Source organism: Pedobacter frigiditerrae (genome assembly GCF_032678705.1).
Classification (GTDB): Bacteria; Bacteroidota; Bacteroidia; order Sphingobacteriales; family Sphingobacteriaceae; genus Pedobacter; species Pedobacter frigiditerrae_A.
The window spans coordinates 1,541,985-1,564,136 of record NZ_JAVTSS010000002.1 but is presented as its reverse complement, the minus strand read 5'-3'; the positions used below and the strand labels follow the sequence as shown (position 1 = coordinate 1,564,136).

Below are 22,152 nucleotides of genomic sequence, written 5' to 3'. Positions count from 1 at the left end.
GCATTGGTTCATTGGTTCATTGGTTCATTGGTTCATTGGTTCATTGGTTCATTGGTTCATTATGGGATTATTAAATTGTAAGATTGTTTAATTGCTATTTCCATCTTACATTTTCCATATTACATCTTACATCCTACTACATCACAATCTTGATACTTCCTATTAAATACTTATAACTAGTTAATATATTTATGCTTTATTAAAATCCCATAAAATGATGAAGCGTTTTATACTCTCTACCCTCCTGTTATTTTCAGTTTTCGCAGCAACTAATCTGTATGCTCAAGAAACAGATTCTGCATATGTAAGAAGTCATTACACTAAAATAGAACGACAAATTGTGATGCGTGATGGTGTTAAACTATTCACGTCTATCTACATTCCGAAAGACCAAAATAAAAAATATCCATTTTTAATCTCTCGTACACCTTATACTGTTGCGCCATACGGTGAGGATAAATATAAACTGAGCTTGGGAACTTTTCCTGCTTTAATGAGAGAAGGTTTTATTTTTGTTTACCAAGATGTGCGTGGCAAATGGATGAGTGAAGGAACATTTGAGGATGTTAGACCGCAAACTACACAAAAAGGTAATAAAGCAATTGATGAAAGTACAGATACCTACGACACAATAGATTGGTTGGTTAAAAACATTCAGAACAATAATGGCAAAGCTGGTATCTCAGGGATTTCTTATCCTGGTTTTTACTCTACAACTTCATTACCAAATGCACACCCATCTTTAAAAGCTGTTTCTCCTCAAGCACCAGTAACAGACTGGTACATGGGCGATGACTTTCATCACAGAGGTGTGTTATTTTTGAATGATGCCTTTAAATTCATGAGCAGTTTTGGTGTTCCTCGTCCTAAGCCTATTACGCCAGATAAAGGGCCAAAAGGCATTAAAATTCCAATTAAAGATGATTACCGTTTTTATCTAGAAGCTGGTTCGATTAAAAACTTAAAAGACAAATATTTTGCAGATAGTATTAAGTTCTGGAATGATTTATTTAAACATCCAAACTTGGACGACTTTTGGAAAGACAGAGTAATTTTGCCTCATTTAACTAACGTCAAGCCTGCTGTAATGGTTGTCGGAGGCTTTTTTGATGCGGAAGATGCTTATGGAACATTTGCTACCTATAAAGCTATTGAGAAACAAAATCCTGGGGCTAATAACATTTTAGTTGCCGGACCTTGGTATCATGGTGGCTGGGTTCGTAGTGATGGTTCATACTTTGGCGATATCCAATTTGGTCAGCCTACAAGCACTTATTACCAACAGAATATTGAGTTGCCATTTTTCAAATTCTATTTAAAGGGCGAAGGCAATTTTAATGCTGCAGAAGCCAATATTTTTGTAACGGGTAGTAACGAATGGAAGAAATTTAAAACTTGGCCACCTGCAGAAACAGAAAGCAGAAATTTATACTTACAGCCTAACGGGAAGTTGTCTTTCGCAAAGGTTGGCAGAACCGATAGTTGGGATGAATATGTAAGTGACCCCAATGCCCCTGTTCCATATCAGGCTGGCATACAAGACAAAAGAACAAGAGAATATATGATAGACGACCAGCGTTTTGCTGCTCGCAGACCAGATGTAAAAGTTTATCAAACCGATGTTTTAACCGAAGACATTACTTTAACCGGACCAGTTTTGGCCAACCTTGTGGTTTCTACTACCGGAACAGATGCAGATTATGTAGTAAAACTGATTGATGTTTATCCAGAAGATGCACCAAACCCAGTTCCAAACCCTAAAAACCTAATTATGGGTGGCTACCAGATGTTAGTTCGTGGCGAAATTATGCGTGGAAAGTATCGCAATAGTTTCGAAAAACCTGAAGCATTTGTCCCTGGCGTAATCACAAAAGTTAATTATCCATTGCCAGATGTAGCGCATACTTTTAAAAAAGGACACAAAATTATGATTCAAATTCAAAATTCTTGGTTCCCTTTGGCGGATAGAAACCCACAAAAGTTTATGGATATTTATCAGGCACAGCCATCAGATTTTCAAAAAGCCACTCATAAAATTTACCACGATACAAATAATAGTTCATTCATAACAGTGAGTGTTCTAAAACCATAAACAAACCACAATGAAGAAAATAATTCTCTCGATTTTAGTTCTTTTTTTATTCAGTTATAGTGCAAGCGCACAACTGATGGTTAATAAAAAAGAATATACAAGAGCAGATACCTTAAGAGGTATGCTTACTCCTTTACGTATGTGTTATGATATTAATTACTACCATTTAGATGTGAAAATTAATATGGATGATAAATCTGTGAGCGGTAGCAATGAATTTAAGTTTACAGCAACACAAGATTTCAATAAGTTGCAATTCGATTTATTTGCGAACTTAAAAATTGATAAAATCATTTATAAGGGAACCGAAGTTCCTTACACTCGTGAATTTGGCGCAGTGTATGTAACTTTTCCAAAAACTATAAAAAAGGGAAGTAAGGATAGCTTTACAGTTTGGTATAATGGCAATCCGCCAATTGCTCGTAACCCACCTTGGGATGGTGGCTTTATTTTCAAAAAAGACAAATCAGGCAATCCATTCGTTTCAGTTGCTTGTCAGGGTTTAGGCGCTAGTGTTTGGTGGCCAAATAAAGACCATCAAAGCGATGAGGTAGATAGCATGCTAATTAGCATTACCGTTCCAAAAGATTTGGATGAAGTTTCTAATGGTCGTTTACGCAGTGTTGTAGATAAAGGAGATGGTTACAAACAACACAATTGGTTTATTGGCAATCCGATTAACAATTACACTGTTTCATTCTATATTGGCAAATATGCACACTGGACAGACACTTATAAAGGCGAAAAAGGCCCATTAACCCTAGACTTTTGGTCGCTAAAAGAAGATAGCGCAGTTGCTCGTCCGCATTGGGATGCAGATGTGAAACCAATGTTAAAATCTTTCGAATATTGGTTTGGACCTTATCCTTGGTATAAAGATGGTTATAAATTGGTTCAGGCACCACATTTAGGCATGGAGCATCAAAGTGCAGTTGCTTATGGCAATCAATTTAAAAAAGGTTATTTAGGCGGCGATATGTCTGGAACTGGTTATGGTTTAAAATGGGATTACATTACGGTTCACGAAAGTGGTCACGAATGGTTTGCCAATAATGTAACCACAAAAGATATTGCCGATATGTGGGTACACGAAGGTTTTACTACTTATTCTGAAGCCTTATTTACAGAATCTACCCAAGGCAAACCAGCAGGCGAAGCTTATTTAATTGGTTTACGCAGGGGAATTAGCAATCGTACCCCAATTATTGGCCCTTACAACGTGAACAAGGAAGGCAGTGGAGATATGTATCCAAAAGGCGCAAACATGATTCATACCATCCGCCAACTGGTTAATGATGATGAAAAATTCAGGTCGATACTACGAGGAATAAATAGTACTTTTTACCATAAAACAACCACCTCTGCAGAGGTTGAGGCTTATATAGCTAAACAAAGTGGATTAAAACTAGACAAAGTATTTGATCAGTATTTACGTTATTCAAAAATTCCAGTATTAGAATATAAAATAAACAATGGTGTTTTAACCTACCGTTGGATAACCGATGTAACAGGTTTTGACATGCCAGTTAAAGTTTCGCTTACGACAGAAGAATACATGCTAATTAAGCCTACCAACGAATGGAAATCAAGTAAAATTGATAAATCTGTAACGATGGATAACTTTAAAGCCGAACCTAATTTTTACGTGAGGGTGAAGAAGGGAGAGTAGAAATCTTTGTCATTCAGAGCGCAGCGAAGAATCTCATGCTAAAAATCCACCTCGTGAGATTCCTCGTTCCTCGGAATGACCAAATTATTTTTCCTAACCATGCAACTTTTACCTTACAACGCTCGTCTTATAAGAAAACATTAAAACCATGAAGAACATATTCCTATCATTTAGTCTTATTTTGGTTCTTGCCTCATTGAGCCTTGAACCAGTTTTGGCAGCTTATCCAATAGTTATTGGCAAATCTAAATTCAAAAAAGAAGATAGAGATGTGAAAAATTTTAATGGTGTTGCCGCTGGTGGACCAATTGATGTAGTAATTACTTTAGGAACTACAGAAAGTTTAAGATTTGAAGGCGACGCTGATGCAATTGCCACTTTAATTACTGAAGTAAAAGGCAACGTTTTAGTAATTAGACCTCAAAACAGCTGGACGAGCTGGGCTAGAAAATACGAGAATAAAAAAATTACAGCTTATGTCTCTGCAAAAACTATAAAGAGTTTAACAATGAGTGGCAACGGAGCGATGTCTGTAAAAGGAAGCATAAAAGGTTCAACTTTAGCTTCTACCTTAAGTGGCTCTGGTAGCATTTCTGCAGCAATAGATGTTGATAGTTATACTGGTGTAATTAGTGGCTCTGGAAATTTAAATATCTCAGGCAAAGCCGATAAAGCAACAATAACCATTAGCGGTTCTGGCTCGCTTACTAAAAAAGGATTTTCTGTAGGCTCACTAACTTCGGTAATTAGTGGCTCTGGTTCTGTATATGTTAATGCAGAAGACCATATCGATGCGGTAGTTAGCGGTTCTGGTAGTATAAATTACAGCGGCAACGCTACAGTTGAACAAAGAGTAATTGGCTCTGGCCGAGTAAGAAAAATATAAACGCTTTTGACACACAAGAAAAAGCTTAAGCTCTTCGATATTAAATCGGGGAGCTTTTTTTATACCCTCCAGTTCTCGTCATTTCGAACGAGTTCTTCACGAGGAGAAATCTGTAGCCAGTAGCCGAAAAAATTGTTGAAACCTCTGGTTGCTAATAACACCCACCAAGGAATGGAGATGAAACAACAATAATCTATCAGAATATTCTTGCATTGACTGTTTTGAAGAGCAATTTCGGTATTCCAATTAAAGCAAGCCCTGCTATTGTTGCAATCTTTTTGGCAGGGTTAACGCGGTTTACGAAAGTTTCTGCTTCAAAAAGTATTTACACGCTATCAGGTCTATACACAAATTGTAGTGCAAAAAAAAACAGCAAATGCGTGAAAGGTTAATCTAGGAAGTAATAATCAATAATATAATTAATTTAATAATCGGATATTAAACGTTTATATTCGTTTATAAATGATTAAAAACGAAATGGAGTTGCGCCAAGCGACGAGTTAGTGGCTATTTTAGGACGACACACCAATTAAAGACAGAAACAAGAAAATTGAAACAAAAAATCACATATGGACTTCTGACACTTTTGCTACTCGGTGGACTTTACTTTGGACTTCGTTTTATGTTCGGACTTTTTACGCCATACAACTTTTGGACTGCTCAACAAGATATAAAGAATGAAGAAGTTCGAATAATAGAAATTGGAGAACTGCCGCTAAACTTTGAACAAAAACAGAAACTTGCTAATTCATATGGCTTTAATTTTTCTCTCCACGGTTGTAACGTAACGACAGACATTCTCAACGGAACAGACTACTACAACAGAGTAGTTGTTGACCATTTAGAAAACAAATATGGAAAAGGCTGGTGGACAAAGTTTCAAAACCAACTTGACAGCATTGACAGGAGAACGACACGACAAATTACCACAGAAGACATCAAAGGAGAATGGTATCTCAACAAGTGGACAATGTATCACACTTTGTCATTTGCAGACACAACCGTTTTTGTGGACAATCATATTGACAGCGTTTTTACATTGCTCTATTCTTTGTCAAAGGACACACTTATTTTACACGACAACAAGTCAAACATAACATACAAAGAGAAAATAATAACTTTGACACCAGACACTTTAATAATTAAAAGTTTTGGAGAACACCGAAACATTACAGGTTATTCAAGGACAAAAAGAGAATGGACAAACGAATAAAAACAGCCACTAACAGCACATTTGCAATAGGCGGGGTTTCGTTCTCCGCAGACAGTGTAGTGGTAGCCGAAAGTTTTGTGCTCCGCATAAACATTTGTGGTAAAAATCCCGCCCATCGCAAATCTGCAAAACGTTACCTGCTATGCTATGACCGACTACGAACTGAACAATATTGACCCAGAAGACATTGGAGACTTACTTGCAAAAGTTGAAAAGTCATTTAGTATCAAATTCGTTGGAAACGAGTTGGTAGGACTTTCGACATTTGGCGAATTGTGTGACCATATTACAAACAAAATTGAACTTGACCATTCGGACAATTGCACAAAACAGCAAGCATTTTATAAACTTCGTAATGCCATCAGTTCGACACTAAATATAGACAACGTAAAAATTGACACACTTCTTGCGGACATATTGCCAAGAAAAAATAGACTTTCCGCCGTTCGACAAATTGAAAATAAATTAGGTTTCAAGCTTTCATTTTTACGACCTACTTATTTGGTTTCGGGGACTTTATTAATCGTTTTATTTGCTGCATTTGTCGGACTATTTATAAATTGGAAATTTGGACTTTCAGGACTTTTTTTTTCAATTGCAGGACTTCATCTTGCAAACAAATTTGGAAAGGAAATAGACTTAAAAACAGTTGGAGAATTGACGGAAAAAATGGCGAGAGAAAACTATCTAAAATCCAGACGCAATTCGACAACAGTTAACAAAAACGAACTTGAAAATATTTTACAAGAATGGTTTAGCAAAGACTTAGATTTGGACAAGGCAGCGCTGAGGAGAGATGCGAAGTTCGTGTAGCCCCCAGCACAGCAGCTTAAACGCGTTTGGCAATATGGCGGCTGAAGTGCTAAATTCAAGTTCAGTTCTTCGATTAAACTTTTGTACAAAACTGAACATTTGTGCTTCGATTTCCCGCCCAAACGCAGAGCCCCAAACCGTTAACTTCCAATACAAAACAGAAGTTATACTCCCACAATAAAATCTGCGAATCTGCAGCTACCCTCTAAAACTGAAATCCCAACGCCGTAAAGTTTTCCAAATATCTTATCGTTTGGCTTGCTCCATCTATATCGTCTCTTCCTGTAGTGTGAATAGCTGACAAGTCGGTAAATCCAATCTTTGTTGTATTTTGAATATAGAACTTTTTAGTGAAGTGAAATTTCAATCCTGCTTTTGCAGAAATACCATAACCAGCAATATTCCAGAAATTATTTTCGCCAACTCCGAATAAGCGCACATCAGTTCTTGGTATCATTAAACCAACCCCAACACCTGTTTCCATCGTTAACATATTCTTCTGCGATTTAGCTACCCAAATGTCATCATAACGCTCCAATTCTGTGCTTACGTAATTGAAACCGTCTGTATGTTCAAACTTTAACATATCACCTTTAACTGTTAACGGTGTGTTGTTATAAGTACCTGCATAAGCACCTGTTGGTATAGCTGGATCAGAAATAGTAGCATTGATATAACCATCTACATTTACTGTTTGTGGCACATCCATTACATATTTCATATGGTCCCAACCTAATGAAATACTATAATTATCCTTAATAAAATAGCCGAAACGAAAATTGAACTGCGGTGTGGTTAACTCTAAAGGATTTATATAATCTGTAGAAAGTTTTGACGGTCTATCCTTTGCTGTAATATTTTTTAACGTAAAATTATAGCCAGGTCCTTTGAAATTTAAATCGCTGGTATCGTACCAAGAAAAATTCCATCCCCAATGCACAAACCATTCGCCTTTACGAGAAAAGTTCCTCTTAACATCGTTGTTAAAAAGACTTTTACCAATTTTCACCTGATTAACTGGCGGTGTAATAATTTCTTGTGCACTCACCTTTCTACCAAACAGCAATGCAAATACGAGGATTGAAGAACGTTTCATTTACCCAAAGGTGAGTAAAAACATTTTCAATACAACTTAAAAGAATAAAAATGACTTTAAATCACTAAAACCTTGTATATAAGGCCAGTTGAGCAACTCTATTTGAGGTGTTTCTTGCTATTCCGTTAGTATATTGATTTAAATAGCCTGCCTCTAAATCGATATGTTTAGAAAAGCGATATCCACCGGCAATGTATAATCTATTTTGGTCAAACAAACTATCATTTAGCAATTCCTTATTTTGGATATTTAAGAACACTTCGTTTTGCAAGGCAACAAAAGGACCTTTACTAAACACTTCAACCCTACCTTGCAATGGCTGCATTAATCTAACGAAATAGCGAAATCTTTGTGCAAATATTTCATCACCATTGGTTTGTTCAATAAAGCGTTGTTCTAATCTCGCTCTGTGAGCTACAAAACTCGATTTTAATTTATGCGTAAAAATGTATTGCTGCCAAATTCTATGCTCATTGGTATTAACATCAGGAGCTCCAGTTAATTCTGTTTTAGTGGTAGCCAATAAATAACCGACTGTTACATTATTTCTATTGTTAATGAAATAGGTTATCCCAGGTCTTACCAGAACATTTCTAACATATTCCCAATTATCTGAAGAACGAGCTTGAACATCTAAATGTAATCCCCATTTCTCACTAATTTTTGTACTGTTTAATAAAAATAACCAACCAGAATTTTGAATGTTAGTTTGTGCTGATATTTTTCCAATTGCCATAAAAAGCAATAGACTTAATGCTAATTTTTTCATCAAATATTTTTTAAAGTTCTCAAACTTATTAGCGGTTCGTGGAGACACGAACCTTGGCTTCAAAATGTATATTCCAATTATATATTCCCACTTTGTCATTCTGACGAAGGAAGAATCCCGAAATTCGCATTCCAAGTTTGTATTCTTTCTATGAGATTCCTCCAAAGTCGGAATGACAAAACTGAAATAAAAAAAGCCCTAATGCAAAAACATTAGGGCTAGATATTTAGTCTAAATTATACGCCTAACAATAATCTAGCTGGATCTTCTAATAATTGTTTAACTCTTACCAAGAAACCTACAGACTCACGTCCATCAATAATTCTATGGTCATAAGATAGAGCAATGTACATCATCGGACGAATAACTACTTCTTTATTTTCTGCAATTGGACGCTCAATAATATTGTGCATTCCTAAAATTGCAGATTGAGGTGCATTAATAATTGGAGTAGACATCATTGAACCAAATACACCACCATTAGTGATGGTAAATGTTCCACCTGTCATTTCATCAATTGTCAATTTGCTATCTCTTGCTTTTGTAGCTAACTCAATTACAGTTTTTTCAATCTGTGCTAGGCTCATGCTTTCTGCATTTCTAATAATTGGCACAACCAATCCTTTTGGTGCAGAAACTGCGATAGAAACATCTACAAAATCATTGTAAACAACTTCTTCGCCTTCTATACGAGCATTAACTGCCGGAAAATCTTTTGCTGCTTCACAAACTGCTTTAGTGAAGAAACTCATGAACCCTAAACCAACACCATATTTTTCTTTAAATTGGTCTTTATATTTAGCTCTTAAATCCATGATTGGCTTCATGTTTACCTCATTAAATGTGGTTAACATGGCTGTTTCGTTTTTAACGGTTACCAAACGTTTAGCAACTGTTTTACGCAAAGGCGACATTTTTTCTCTACGCTCACCTCTAGAACCTGCAACTGCTGCCGCAACTGGTTGAGATGGAGCTGCTTTAGGCGCTGCTGGCTTGCTAACTTCAGCCTTTTGAGCATCCTCTTTGGTAATTCTACCATCAACACCTGTTCCTTTTACCGAGCCTGCATCAACACCTTTTTCTGCTAGAATTTTAGCAGCTGATGGAGATGGAGTTCCTGTTGCGTAGCTTTCGCCAGATTTTTCTGCAACTGGTGCACTAACCTTGTCAGCAACTGGGGCTGCTGGAGTTTCAGTTTTTGCTGGTGCTGCAGCTGCTCCACCTTCTTCAATTGAACAAACTACTGCTCCAATTGCTAAAGTATCGCCTTCGGCAGCTACAATTTTTAAAGTTCCTGCTTTTTCTGCTGTTAATTCGAATGTTGCTTTATCAGATTCTAACTCTGCGATGATTTCGTCCATTTCAACAAAATCTCCATCGTTTTTAACCCAACGTGATAAAACTACTTCTGTAATCGATTCGCCAACTGGCGGAACTTTTATTTCTAAACTCATAATGTATTTTTGTTTGGCGTTTGGCGATTAGCGATATGCGTTCATACGCAAAACGCTTTACGCTTATCGCTAGTCTATATTTACTAATTTTTTGGTTGCTTTTGCTGCAGTTTCTTTTACCTTTTCAGTTACAGGAACATCGAAAGCACTTGCAATAATGTATGCTTGTTGATTGGTATGCTGTTTTGCATAACCGGTTGCTGTACTGCTACTTTCTTTTCTAGAAATCACATCCATTTGGCTAAATGAAGTTTTTCTTAATTTACGCAGCAAGTAAGGCCAAGCTCCCATATTTTCTGGTTCTTCTTGTACCCAAACCGCATCTTTAGCATTTTTATAACGTTTGTAAACAGCTTCCATTTGGTCAACAGGAGTTGGATACAACTGTTCTACACGTACTAATGCAACATCGCCTTTGGCATTTGTTTTTTGTGTTTCTAACAATTCGTAATAGATTTTTCCACTACAGAAAACAACACGTTTAACATCTGCTGGTTTTACGTTCGCATCATCAATTACCTCTTTAAATTTACCTTCCGTAAAATCTGCAAGTGGGCTAACGCAAAGCGGATGACGCAACAAACTCTTAGGACTAAACACCACTAAAGGTTTACGGAAATCACGTTTAAATTGACGACGTAAAGCGTGGAAGAAGTTAGCAGGTGTAGTACAGTTTGCAATCTGCATGTTGTAATCTGCACAAAGCTCCATGAAACGCTCAATACGAGCAGATGAATGTTCTGGACCTTGACCTTCGTAACCGTGAGGCAATAACATCACCAATCCGTTCTCTCTTTGCCATTTTGTTTCTGCACTAGCAATATATTGGTCTACTACAATTTGTGCTCCATTAAAGAAATCGCCAAATTGAGCTTCCCAGATTGTTAAAGCATTTGGATTTGCCATTGCATAACCATATTCAAATCCTAAAACACCATATTCAGATAAGTGTGAATTGTAAATGTCAAACGGTGCTTGTTGCTCAGAAACATTTGCTAATGGAGTATATTCTTCTTCAGAATCTTCTAAAGTTAAAACCGCATGGCGATGAGAGAAAGTTCCTCTTTTTACATCTTGTCCGCTTAAACGAACTCTTTTACCTTCGGCCAATAATGTTCCATAAGCTAATTGCTCGCCCATTGCCCAATCGAAAACGTGGGTAGTTGTGGCCATTTTATTACGTTCGTCAAATAATTTCTCAATCTTTTTGAAGAACTTTTTATCAGATGGAAGCGTAGAAATTCTTTTAGCAACTTCTAATAAAGTAGTTTTTTTAACAGAAGTATCTGGAGAAACATCAAAGTCTTTTGCTGTTGCTAAACGCATATCTGCCCAAGCACCACCAAATTTAACATCGCTATAGGTTGATGTAATTTCTTTAGCTTCATTTAAACGCTCTTGTAAAAGGCCTTTAAATTGTTTTTCCATTTCCTTAGCTAAACCAGCTTCTAATTCGCCAGTTTTAGTTAATTTTTCGATATAAATATCACGAGGATTAGCGTGTTTTTCTATCGCTTTGTATAACAATGGTTGAGTGAATTTAGGCTCATCTGCTTCGTTGTGACCAAATCTGCGGTAGCATAAAATATCAATAAACACATCATTTTTATATTTCTGACGATACTCCATTGCCAAATTAATAGCATAAACTAAAGCTTCTACATCATCTCCATTTACATGGAATACTGGTGATAAGGTTACTTTAGCAATATCTGTACAATAAGTACTAGAACGGGCATCTTTATAATTCGTTGTAAAACCAATTTGGTTGTTAATGACCAAGTGGATGGTTCCACCAGTTTTATAACCTTCCAAACTAGCCATTTGTATTACTTCATAAACAATTCCTTGGCCAGCAACTGATGCATCGCCGTGAATTAATATGGGTGCCAAACGACTATTGTCGCCACTGTATTTGAAGTCGATTTTAGAACGAGACATTCCTTCAACAACCCCATTTACTGTTTCTAAGTGAGATGGATTTGGGCATAAGCTCAAGTGAACACTTTTGCCTGCATTGGTAGTTACATCTGTAGAATAACCCAAGTGATATTTTACGTCGCCACCAAATGGAGAATCTGCACTGTAACCTTTACCTTCAAACTCTGCAAAAATATCCTTATAGGTTTTTTGCATGATGTTTGCCAATACGTTTAAACGGCCACGATGTGCCATTCCAATCACAAACTCTTCAATACCCAGTTCAGCTCCTTTTTCAATTACTGAATCTAAAGCTGGGATAACTGCTTCTGCACCTTCTAATGAGAAACGTTTTTGCCCCAAAAATTTAGTGCCCAAAAAGTTCTCGAAACTTACCGCTTCATTTAATTTAGTAAGGATGCGTTTTTTCTCATCAATAGAAAACTTAGGTGTATTGCGTTCGCTTTCCATTTTCTGCTCAATCCATTTTAGGATTTCTGGCGTGCGAACATATTTATATTCAGCACCAATAGAAACGCAATAAGTTTGCTCTAGAAAAGCAACAATATCGCTCAATTTTGCAGGCGCACCAATACCAGTTTCAATAGCAGAATTAAATACAGTATTTAAATCGCTTGCTGCTAAACCGAAATTTTCGATTGCTAAAGTTGGCGTATGTTTACGTCTTTCTCTAACTGGGTTTGTTTTAGTAAACAAGTGACCACGTTGACGGTAACCGTTGATTAGGTTTAAAACATTAATTTCTTTTAAAAAATGCTCAGGTGCTTCAGTACTTACTGATGTAGCATCAGAAGTTCTGCCAAAATCAAAACCTTCAAAGAATTTCTGCCATCCAAATTCAACTGAATTACGGTCTTCTTTATAGCTTTGGTATAAGGATTCTATATATTCGGCGTTGGCGCCATTGAGATAAGATAAGTTATCCATTTGTGTATTATTTTCGATAAGTATTGCAAAATTAGGATTTTACCTTAAAAAATGGCAATAAACTTAACAATTAAATTAAATAAAAAGCTGTTTTTTGGTTAACAGAAAAGTTAAGCCCTAACAGCTTGACTATAAAGACCTTTAGGGTCAACGATTTTAAGTAGTTTTTCAAAATTGAAACTATTAGTTAAACGTTGGTCGTTTCCTACACCAGCTATATTTGCCCAATTCCCCCAGTTGCTTGCAGGATTATAATCAATCAGTTTTTCTTCAAAATAAGCGGCACCCATTACCCAGTTTAATCCTAATTCATAAACCAAATAAGTAGCTACTAATTGCCTAGCTGCATTATTGATGTAACCGGTAGTATTTAGTTCATACATCACTGCATCTACCAATGGCTGACCTGTATTCCCGCTTTTCCAAGATTGTAATAAATCATTATCTACCTGAGGTAAGGTTTTCAAGTTGGCAGCAAATCCCTCTGGTTTAAAAAATGTATTTCTATATTTCTTAAACATAAAGCGATAATAATCACGCCATAAAAGACCTAGAACAATCTGATTAAAATAAGGCTTTAAACCATAATTAGCTTCTGCTTCCTTCATTTTCCAATAAACCTCTCTTGGCGACAAACAGCCTAAAGCCAACCAAGCAGAAAGTTTCGAAACCACTTCGTTTTTCTTTAATGATGTATTAGACAAGGCCATATCCTCACCGGTATGCAAGAAATCATGCAAATGTTTGAAAGCCTCTTGTTCACCACCTTTAAATTCAGAATTCTCGGTCGAAACTTGTAATTCTTCATTTACGATAAGCTCACTTAACTTAGGCAATTCTCCCCAAGCTTCCACCTTAACAAAATTGATTTTTTCTGGCGTTAAAAAACAAGGTTTTACAATGGCATCACGTTCAGTTTTCTTTTTAAACTGAGCAAAAACATCAGGTATATCTCTTATTGGGAAAGGTAAATCTTCCTTATTGTAAAGGGTATGTCCAATAAAATGCTTCAAATTCACTTTTTGTTTCCAAAGCAAATCTTCAACATGGGTAGATACAGCGGTTTCTTCGCTAGCTACTTCTCTATGGTGGTAAACTTCTGTAATTTCATATTCGGCGACTAGCTTTGGCAACAAATCTTCAGGTCGGCCTTTTGCAATTAGAATATCTCCACCAAACTTTTGAAATGATTGACGAATGGCTTCGACACTTTCTAAAAGAAATTGAGCTCTCGTTATACCAGTCTTGATTGTATGATAGCGAGAATGCTCAAAATGACGTGGATCGAATACATAAACAGGCAAAATTTCGTCGGCCTTGGCAATGGCTTCCACTAGCATTTCGTTATCATGCAGGCGTAAATCATTCCTAAACCAAACTAAAATCTTTTTGCTCATATCCGTAGCCATTTATATTGGCTTGCAATTTGCACAAATTCTTACAATTGCAAGTCCAAACATCTTATTTTTTACAAAGCGATAACACACTTCGAGGAAAATGGAAGATGGAAGATGGAAAATGAAGCTTGTTCAAATTTAGGGAATTCGAAAAGCAAATCCATAAGCTTTTTTGAAGATTGGTTCCCGCTGTGCGCTTTACTGCGTGTCCGCTACCATCGGGTTTAAAGAACAGAATTAGGTGGTTCTTGGCATCATACAGCCCTAAATAGTTGCAAAGACAATCGTTTACTAAACGGGATAGCAGCGGAAATACTTTTGTGTGCGTTCATAATTTAGTAAGACACAAAAGATTGTAGCGCATAGCCCGACTAACATTAACTCAATTACTGCATTTGCTTTTCTAATCGCTTTAATTCAATCGATGGTAAGGCAATAAATTACTATCTTTCCTAAACCAAAACCAAACATTTATAGTATATATAGTATGGCAAAGAACATTCTCATAACCGGTGCAACTGGTTTAGTGGGGAAACAACTTATTCCTGCATTGCAAGAAAAAGGTTATAAAGTTTCCATTTTATCTAGAAAACAAACCAAAATAAAAGATGTAGATGTTTTTTTGTGGGACGTTTATAAGCAAACTATAGACCCAAACGCGTTAAAGGATATAGATACAATTATCCATTTAGCTGGAGAAGGCATTGCAGATAAAAAGTGGACCGATGAAAGGAAAAAAGAGATTATTGATAGTAGAGTTTTATCTGCCCAACTTTTATATAAAACTATTCAAGAGACAAAAGCTACTGTAACAACTTTTATTTCTGCTTCTGCTGTTGGTTTTTATGGAGATAGAGATAATGAGATTTTGGCAGAAACAAGCGAGGTGGGTAAGGGATTTTTATCAGAATGTTGTAAGTTATGGGAAAATGCTGCAGATGAAGGTCTTGAACTAGGAATCAGAGTGGTGAAAATTAGAATAGGCTTAATTTTAAGCAAAGACGACGGCGCTTTAAAAGCAATGGAAACTCCTATTAAGCTTTTTGTTGGCGCACCATTGGGTTCAGGTAAACAATGGATGCCATGGATACATTTAGACGATATCGTTAAAATCTTTACTAAAGCTGCAGAAGATGAGAAAATGAATGGGCCGTACAATGCTTGCGCACCCTTTCCAGTTTCGAATAAATTTTTAACAAAAGCAATTGCAGGAAAAATAAATCGACCTGTTTGGCCAATACATATACCTAAGTTTGCCCTCAAAGCAATCATGGGCGAAATGAGCATTTTACCCTTAATGAGTAATAACACCATAGCAAAAAAACTTTTAGAAGCAGGCTATAAATATGCTTATGTAAATTTAGACGATGCTTTAAATTCAATTTATAATGAAAAAAGAGATTAGTATTTGTTGGTTAAGAAGAGATTTACGTTTAAAAGATAATGCCGCTTTATATTACGCCCTGAAAGAGAAATTTCCAGTTTTGGTTTTGTTTATTTTCGATAAAAACATTCTTAAAAAATTAGATAATAAAAGTGATGCTCGTATAACTTTTATCTATCAAACATTAGCTGAAATTAAAGAGGAGCTAGAAAAAAAAGGCTCTTCATTGCTAGTAAAATTTGATACTCCTGAGAAAGCTTGGCCAGCAATTTTAGATGAATACAATGTAAAGGGTGTTTATGCAAATCACGATTATGAACCTTATGCTACAAAAAGAGATGATAGTTTAGGCGAGTTTTTAAGGAGTGAAGACGTAGCTTTTCAAACGTACAAAGACCAAGTCATTTTTGAGAAAAGTGAAATTGTAAAAGATGATGGCAAGCCATATTCTGTCTTTACACCTTATTATCGCCAATGGCTTAAGAAGTTGAATGATTTTTATGTTAAATCTTATCCCACAGGCAAATATCTAAAAAACTTATTTCAAACTTCTTCTCTTCCACTTTTAACATTAGAGGAGCTAGGGTTCAAAAAATCAGATCAGCAATTTCCATCTAATCATTTCGAGAAAAAGCTAAAAGATTACAATAAAGAACGCGACTATCCTGCTAAAGATGCCACAACACACCTTGGTTTACATTTAAGATTTGGAACGGTAAGCATTAGGGAAGTTGTTAGGGAAGCGCAAGTCCAAAAAGCTGACAAATGGCTTTCTGAGTTAGCTTGGAGAGAATTTTATATGATGATTTTGTGGCACTATCCCCATGTTATTAACCATGCTTTTAAACCTGCTTATGATAACATTAAATGGAGAAATAATGAAACCGAATTTAAGGTTTGGTGTGAAGGCAAAACGGGTTATCCAATAGTGGATGCAGGAATGCGCCAATTAAATGAAACTGGTTTTATGCATAATCGTGTTAGAATGGTGGTGGCCAGTTTTTTATGCAAACATCTTTTGATAGACTGGCGATGGGGAGAAACTTATTTTGCAGAGAAACTGTTAGATTATGAGCAAGCCAGCAATGTTGGTGGTTGGCAATGGGCCTGTGGCTCTGGCAATGATGCCGCACCATATTTCAGGGTTTTTAATCCAGAATTACAGCTTAAAAAATTCGACCCAAAAATGGAATATGTTTACAAATGGGCTCCTGAATATAAAAATGCACTATTACCCATCCCAATAGTTGAACATACATTTGCAAGGGATAGAATCTTGGCTGCATTTAAAAAAGCTTTGGCATAAAAAAAGCCATCAATTTTAGATTGATGGCTTTTAGAAATATTTTTATTATTTAATTGGTCACATCAACTAACTCAATATCGAAATCTAAAACTGAACTTCCTGGAATGTTTGTTTGTGCACTAAGTCCATAACCTAAATCTGATGGAACAAAAATTCTAACTTTTGCACCCTTCTGCATTCCTAAAAGTACTTCCCAGCCTTTTATTAAACTCATTAAGGGAGAAACAATTGTGTTATCGCCGCTGGTATCAAACACATTCCCATTTAGTGTTCTACCTGTATATTTTACAGTTATGGTTGAAGATATATCAACCGAAGTTCCAGTTCCTGCCGTTTTTACAATATAATATACTCTTAAAGGGCTTTTAGTTGCTGTTAATCCTTTTGCAGCTAAAAAATCAATAATTCGTTTATCGTCAATTTGCCATTGAGTTGGCAAAATATCAGTTGTAATGTCTGAAATGATCACTTCATTTGAAGGCACTGTTGCATTTCCGTTTTTACCATAGGCTAAATAAGAAGGCAAAATTACCCGAACTTTCGCCCCTCTATTAACACCTTCCAAAGCAGTTCTATAAGAAGATGGACTAATATAACCTAAATAAGTTCCTTCATTAGTATAAGCTGCAGTTGTATAATAGTTTGCGCCAGCTAAAGAACCTATAGACAAATTATATAAAACAGAGTCTTTATTTAACAACGGAGCACCCGTTCCTTGAGAAACTGTTTGATAATAAAATCCTGAAGGATCTTTTGTCATTGTTAAATTATTCTTTTTAATGTATGCCTGTATTTTTGCATCATCAATACTTTCGATGGTTTCATATTCCTTTTTACAAGAGTTAAAAAGAATAAGCATGCCTACCAAGGCTAAAGTGTATGTAGTTAGTTTACGCATTTTTATATTATTGTGCACCAATTAAATCTATTGTGAAATCTAAAACAGAGTTTGCTGGTATTGATGAACTTGGTGATGTATTTCCATAAGCCATAGACGAAGGAATAATTAACCTTATTCTTCCACCTTTTTGTATCAAAGGAATACCAATTTGCCAGCCTTGTATTAAATTTCCTAGTGGAAAAGTAGCTGCTGCCGACGATTTATCAAAAACGCTTCCGTTCAATAATCTTCCTTCATAGTTTACGGTAACATTTGTTGAGCTATTAATCGCTATGTTTCCTGTGCCTGGAGATAGGATTTGATAATAAAGACCTGAGCTATGTTTTACAGCGACTATACTATTTTTTGCGATGAAATCTACAATTAACGCCTCGTCTGTTTTCGCTTGCTTTTCTGCATCGTATGAATCTTTTTTACAAGATGAGAAAGCCCCAACAATTAAAAAAAGACCAATTATTATTCTGGTTTTTAACATAATTGCACAAAAATAAGCTTTTATTGCTGATGGCGCAATTTTTAACCAAATTTAACAATTAGACAAGACCAAAGCTGAAAAACGAAAGACCAAAGCGAAGGTCGTATACTTGACATAGTCTTCGCTTTGGTCTTTTAGCTTTAGTCTTTCCGCTTTCTTAAAAGATGTACTTATTCGCTTCAATAATTTGCTGTGCTACATTCTGACGGGCTTGTTTTACATTAAATGGCTCCATTTTAGTGAACCTACGCAAACCTACCAACATCATTCGTTGCTCATCGCCTTCTGCAAATGCCCATAAAGCTTCTTTACCAGCTTTGTTAGTGCCATCAACGGCTTCTACAAAATAGATTTTCATCATATCGATTTGACCTTTACAAGCTTCTTCTCCTTTTAATGAAACTAATTTTTCTGTTCTTAGCATAGCTGATTCGGCGATGTAAACATAACTCGCCATATCGGCGATGTTCATCAAAATCTCTTGCTCCTTAGATAAGCTCATCATCAACTTTTGAACCGCAGCTCCCGCCACCATTAAAGTTGCTTTTTTAAGATTTGAGATGATTTTCTTTTCTACTGCAAATAATGTAGTGTCTTCTTCGCCAAAATCGGGGATAGACATCAGCTCTGCCGCTACCGCTGTTGCAGGAGTCATCAAATCTAATTCTCCTTTCATTGCACGTTTCAACATCATATCAACTGTTAAAAGCCTGTTGATTTCATTTGTACCTTCGAAAATTCTGTTGATACGTGCATCACGATAAGCTCTATCCATTGGTGCATCAGCACTAAAGCCCATACCTCCATAAATCTGAACACCTTCATCAGTTACGTAATCTAATACTTCAGAACCCCATACTTTAAGAATGGCACATTCTACAGCAAATTGCTCAGTAGATTTCAGCTTTGCCTTTCCCTCATCCATTCCGCCAGCTACTAACTCCTCATAAGCATCATCAATGTTTTGTCCCGCCCTATAATTTGCTGATTCTACTGCATAAATTTTAGCTGCCATCTCTGCGATTTTAAATCTAATCGCACCATATTTGGAAATTGGCCTATCAAACTGAATGCGTTCGTTCGAATAATTTACCGCTTGATTCAAAACCTCTCTACTACCGCCTATAGCTGCAGCAGATAATTTGATACGACCAATATTTAAAATGTTAACCGCTATTTTAAATCCATTTTCTCTATCAGAAAGCATATTCTCAACCGGTACGTGGCAATCGTTAAAAAACACCTGACGAGTTGAAGAACCTTTGATACCCATTTTATGCTCTTCTGGGTTCATTGTGATGCCACCAAAATCCTTTTCTACAATAAATGCAGTCAAGTTTTTATCATCATCAATTTTTGCAAAAACAATAAAGATATCAGCAAATCCACCATTGGTAATCCACATTTTTTGCCCGTTGATGACATAGTGTTTTCCATCTTCCGTTAGTTTTGCTTTTGTTTTACCCGAATTGGCATCAGAGCCAGAATTTGGTTCAGTTAAACAGTATGAAGCTTTCCACTCCCCTGTTCCCAACTTAGGAATATATTTTGCTTTTTGTTCAGCATTACCATAATACAAAATTGGCAAAGTACCAATTCCTGTATGTGCAGAAAGTGCAACCGCAAAAGAGTGACCAGCTCCACAAACATCGGCCACCAACATTGAGGTGTTAAAGTTTTTACCAAACCCTCCATATTCTTCAGGAATGGATACTCCCAAAATGCCAAGTTCACCAGCTTTATCCATCAGTGATGGCATTAAACCTTCCTCTTGGGTATCAATCCTATCTAAAATTGGATTAATCTCTTGCGTTAAAAAATCACGACAAGTCTGCGCAATCATTTGTTGCTCTTCATCAAATTCTTCAGGAATAAATACATCCTGGTAAGTGGTTTCTGTAATTAAGAACTCGCCACCTTTAATTGTTTTTTTGTCTGTAGCTTCCATTTTAGTATTGTGTAGTGAGTATTGCGTATTGCGACAATACTCTCATTAATAATCTATTTAATTAATTGCGATAACCTATCGACTCTGTCTCAATACGCAATACGCAAATCTCATATCGCCTAAAAAACCTCAAATATCCCTGCTGCTCCTTGCCCTGTGCCTACACACATCGTTACCATTCCGTATTTTTTATCTTGTCTTTTTAATTCGTTAAATATTTGGACAGATAATTTTGCGCCAGTGCAACCAAGTGGGTGACCTAAAGCTATTGCACCACCATTCACATTGATTTTACTTTGGTCTAAACCTAATGTCCTGATAATGGCTAAAGATTGAGAAGCGAAAGCCTCGTTCAACTCAATTAAGTCCATATCATCTTGTTTTAAGCCAGCTTGTTTTAATGCTTTCGGAATAGCTTCGATTGGCCCAATTCCCATGATACGAGGCGGAACACCAGCTACACCATAACTTACCAAACGAGCTATCGGTTCTGCACCTAATTCCTTCATTTTCTTTTCAGAAACGACTAAAACAAATGCTGCTCCATCTGAGGTTTGCGAAGAATTACCTGCTGTGATTACTCCATTTGCAGCAAATACAGGCTTTAATTTAGCTAGTGCTGCTACAGTAGTATCTGCCCTCGGACCTTCATCTGTATCTACTACATAAGAGCGAGTTTGTTTCTTCATGTTCGCATCTAGGTAGTTTTCGTTTACCGTAATTGGTAAAACACCAGCTTTTAGATGTCCGTTTTTTATGGCTTCTACAGCTTTTTTATGCGAATTAAAGGAGAACTCATCCTGGTCTTCTCTATTCACATTATATTCTTTGGCAACCGCTTCTGCCGTTAAACCCATCCCCCAATACCAATCTGGGTTAGTTTTGGCCACCTCAGGATTTGGAACTAATTTCCATCCGCCAAATGGCATACCCGACATTACTTCTACGCCTCCAGCCACAATACAATCTGCCATACCAGCCTTAATTTTTGCAACAGCCGTTGCAATGGTATCTAAACCAGATGCACAATAACGGTTAATGGTTACACCAGGCACCTTATCAGTATCCAAGCCCATCAGCGAAATCATACGGGCAATATTTAAACCTTGCTCCGCCTCTGGAGTTGCATTACCCACAATCACATCGTCAATTTGCTCCTTATCCAAATTCGGAACCGAAGCCACCAACTCCCTAATTACATTTGCCGCCAATTCATCAGCCCTTGTAAAACGAAATACACCTCGTGGAGCCTTCCCCACTGCTGTTCTAAGTCCTGCTATTATATATGCTTCCATTTATTTAGTATTGAGTAGAGCGTATTGCGTATTGAGACAATGAGCCTACTTGTTAATTTTTGTTAGTATTGAGTAGAGCGTATTGCGTATTGAGACAATGAGCCTACCTGTTAATTTTTGTTAGTATATTATTATTTATTTTAATGCTGATTGAAGTTTATAATTCATTTTTTGGAGTTCATCTATATTATCTAATAACTTTTCACAATCAACTTCATTTATAAACCCTAGCTTTTCAGCAATAATCATTTGAGTTTGTAATTCATAAGAAGAGCCATTTGCTATTCCCAAAAACTGTCTAAACTCACCTTTAGTATTTCTTCCTGCGCCTTCAGATATATTTGAAGGGACAGAAACTGCGCATCTCCTAGTTTGAGATACAAGCCCAAAACGTTCATCTGCTGGAAATTTAGACGAGATTTCGTAGACTTTAACTGCCAAATCAATCGCTTTTTGCCAAATTTTAAGTTCTTTTATATTATGCATAATTTTAATTTTTTATGTCTTGCACAATAGGGATGTCCTTGACTTGTTATACTATTTCAGGCAAACTGGTCTCAATTCTCAAATCGCAATACGCAATACC

At 36.4% G+C, this 22,152-nt stretch carries 17 protein-coding genes; 7 read left to right on the top strand and 10 right to left on the bottom strand.

The genetic code is table 11. The features are described from left to right. The first annotated feature begins 214 nt into the window (after positions 1-214). From R2Q59_RS17390 to R2Q59_RS17370, 5 genes are all read left to right on the top strand, one after another. Positions 215-2,092, top strand: coding sequence for a CocE/NonD family hydrolase (locus R2Q59_RS17390; RefSeq protein WP_410478923.1), 1,878 nt, complete (start codon positions 215-217; stop codon positions 2,090-2,092). A 10-nt stretch (positions 2,093-2,102) separates the two neighbouring features. Continuing rightward, positions 2,103-3,761, top strand: a complete 1,659-nt coding sequence (locus R2Q59_RS17385) for a M1 family metallopeptidase (protein ID WP_316786537.1) — start codon at positions 2,103-2,105, stop codon at positions 3,759-3,761. Positions 3,762-3,909: 148 nt separating this feature from the next. Then, the gene (locus R2Q59_RS17380) at positions 3,910-4,647 is read left to right on the top strand and encodes a head GIN domain-containing protein (protein ID WP_316786535.1); all 738 of its coding nucleotides are present in this window, start codon (positions 3,910-3,912) and stop codon (positions 4,645-4,647) included. 550 nt (positions 4,648-5,197) lie between these two features. Beyond that, positions 5,198-5,860, top strand: a complete 663-nt coding sequence (locus tag R2Q59_RS17375) for a hypothetical protein (RefSeq protein ID WP_316786533.1) — start codon at positions 5,198-5,200, stop codon at positions 5,858-5,860. Positions 5,861-6,007: 147 nt separating this feature from the next. Continuing rightward, a complete protein-coding gene (locus tag R2Q59_RS17370) occupies positions 6,008-6,673 on the top strand; it encodes a hypothetical protein (RefSeq protein WP_316786531.1) in 666 nt (221 codons plus the stop codon). 205 nt (positions 6,674-6,878) lie between these two features. Here the strand turns inward: R2Q59_RS17370 and R2Q59_RS17365 are convergent, their stop codons facing one another. The 5 genes from R2Q59_RS17365 to R2Q59_RS17345 form a co-directional block, all read right to left on the bottom strand. Beyond that, a complete protein-coding gene (locus R2Q59_RS17365) occupies positions 6,879-7,769 on the bottom strand; it encodes a hypothetical protein (RefSeq protein ID WP_316786529.1) in 891 nt (296 codons plus the stop codon). A gap of 64 nt (positions 7,770-7,833) precedes the next feature. Next, positions 7,834-8,538 carry a DUF2490 domain-containing protein gene (locus R2Q59_RS17360; RefSeq protein ID WP_316786527.1) on the bottom strand — a complete coding sequence of 235 codons (705 nt, stop codon included), beginning with the start codon at positions 8,536-8,538 and terminating at the stop codon, positions 7,834-7,836. Positions 8,539-8,774: 236 nt separating this feature from the next. Beyond that, entirely contained in the window at positions 8,775-9,992 is a 1,218-nt protein-coding gene (odhB, locus tag R2Q59_RS17355; RefSeq protein WP_316786526.1) for a 2-oxoglutarate dehydrogenase complex dihydrolipoyllysine-residue succinyltransferase, read from the bottom strand. Positions 9,993-10,061: 69 nt separating this feature from the next. Continuing rightward, a complete protein-coding gene (locus R2Q59_RS17350; protein WP_316786525.1) occupies positions 10,062-12,860 on the bottom strand; it encodes a 2-oxoglutarate dehydrogenase E1 component in 2,799 nt (932 codons plus the stop codon). Positions 12,861-12,970: 110 nt separating this feature from the next. Next, complete coding sequence (locus tag R2Q59_RS17345; protein WP_316786524.1) at positions 12,971-14,257, bottom strand: DASH family cryptochrome; 1,287 nt, start codon at positions 14,255-14,257, stop codon at positions 12,971-12,973. A 487-nt stretch (positions 14,258-14,744) separates the two neighbouring features. Between R2Q59_RS17345 and R2Q59_RS17340 the strand changes: the two genes are divergently transcribed. Continuing rightward, entirely contained in the window at positions 14,745-15,662 is a 918-nt protein-coding gene (locus R2Q59_RS17340; protein WP_316786522.1) for a TIGR01777 family oxidoreductase, read from the top strand. Beyond that, the gene (locus R2Q59_RS17335; protein ID WP_316786521.1) at positions 15,646-16,947 is read left to right on the top strand and encodes a deoxyribodipyrimidine photo-lyase; all 1,302 of its coding nucleotides are present in this window, start codon (positions 15,646-15,648) and stop codon (positions 16,945-16,947) included. The genes R2Q59_RS17340 and R2Q59_RS17335 overlap by 17 nt, the downstream gene beginning before the upstream one ends. Positions 16,948-16,996: 49 nt before the next feature. Here the strand turns inward: R2Q59_RS17335 and R2Q59_RS17330 are convergent, their stop codons facing one another. The 5 genes from R2Q59_RS17330 to R2Q59_RS17310 form a co-directional block, all read right to left on the bottom strand. After that, positions 16,997-17,845 carry an FKBP-type peptidyl-prolyl cis-trans isomerase gene (locus R2Q59_RS17330; RefSeq protein WP_316771303.1) on the bottom strand — a complete coding sequence of 283 codons (849 nt, stop codon included), beginning with the start codon at positions 17,843-17,845 and terminating at the stop codon, positions 16,997-16,999. Between the two features lie 7 nt (positions 17,846-17,852). Beyond that, positions 17,853-18,323, bottom strand: a complete 471-nt coding sequence (locus tag R2Q59_RS17325; RefSeq protein ID WP_316771301.1) for an FKBP-type peptidyl-prolyl cis-trans isomerase — start codon at positions 18,321-18,323, stop codon at positions 17,853-17,855. Between the two features lie 157 nt (positions 18,324-18,480). After that, on the bottom strand, positions 18,481-20,271 hold the full coding sequence (locus R2Q59_RS17320; protein ID WP_316786519.1) for an acyl-CoA dehydrogenase family protein: 1,791 nt from the start codon (positions 20,269-20,271) through the stop codon (positions 18,481-18,483). Between the two features lie 119 nt (positions 20,272-20,390). After that, entirely contained in the window at positions 20,391-21,566 is a 1,176-nt protein-coding gene (locus R2Q59_RS17315) for an acetyl-CoA C-acyltransferase (protein WP_316786517.1), read from the bottom strand. Between the two features lie 135 nt (positions 21,567-21,701). Then, the gene (locus R2Q59_RS17310; protein WP_316771295.1) at positions 21,702-22,052 is read right to left on the bottom strand and encodes a four helix bundle protein; all 351 of its coding nucleotides are present in this window, start codon (positions 22,050-22,052) and stop codon (positions 21,702-21,704) included. Positions 22,053-22,152 lie beyond the last annotated feature (100 nt).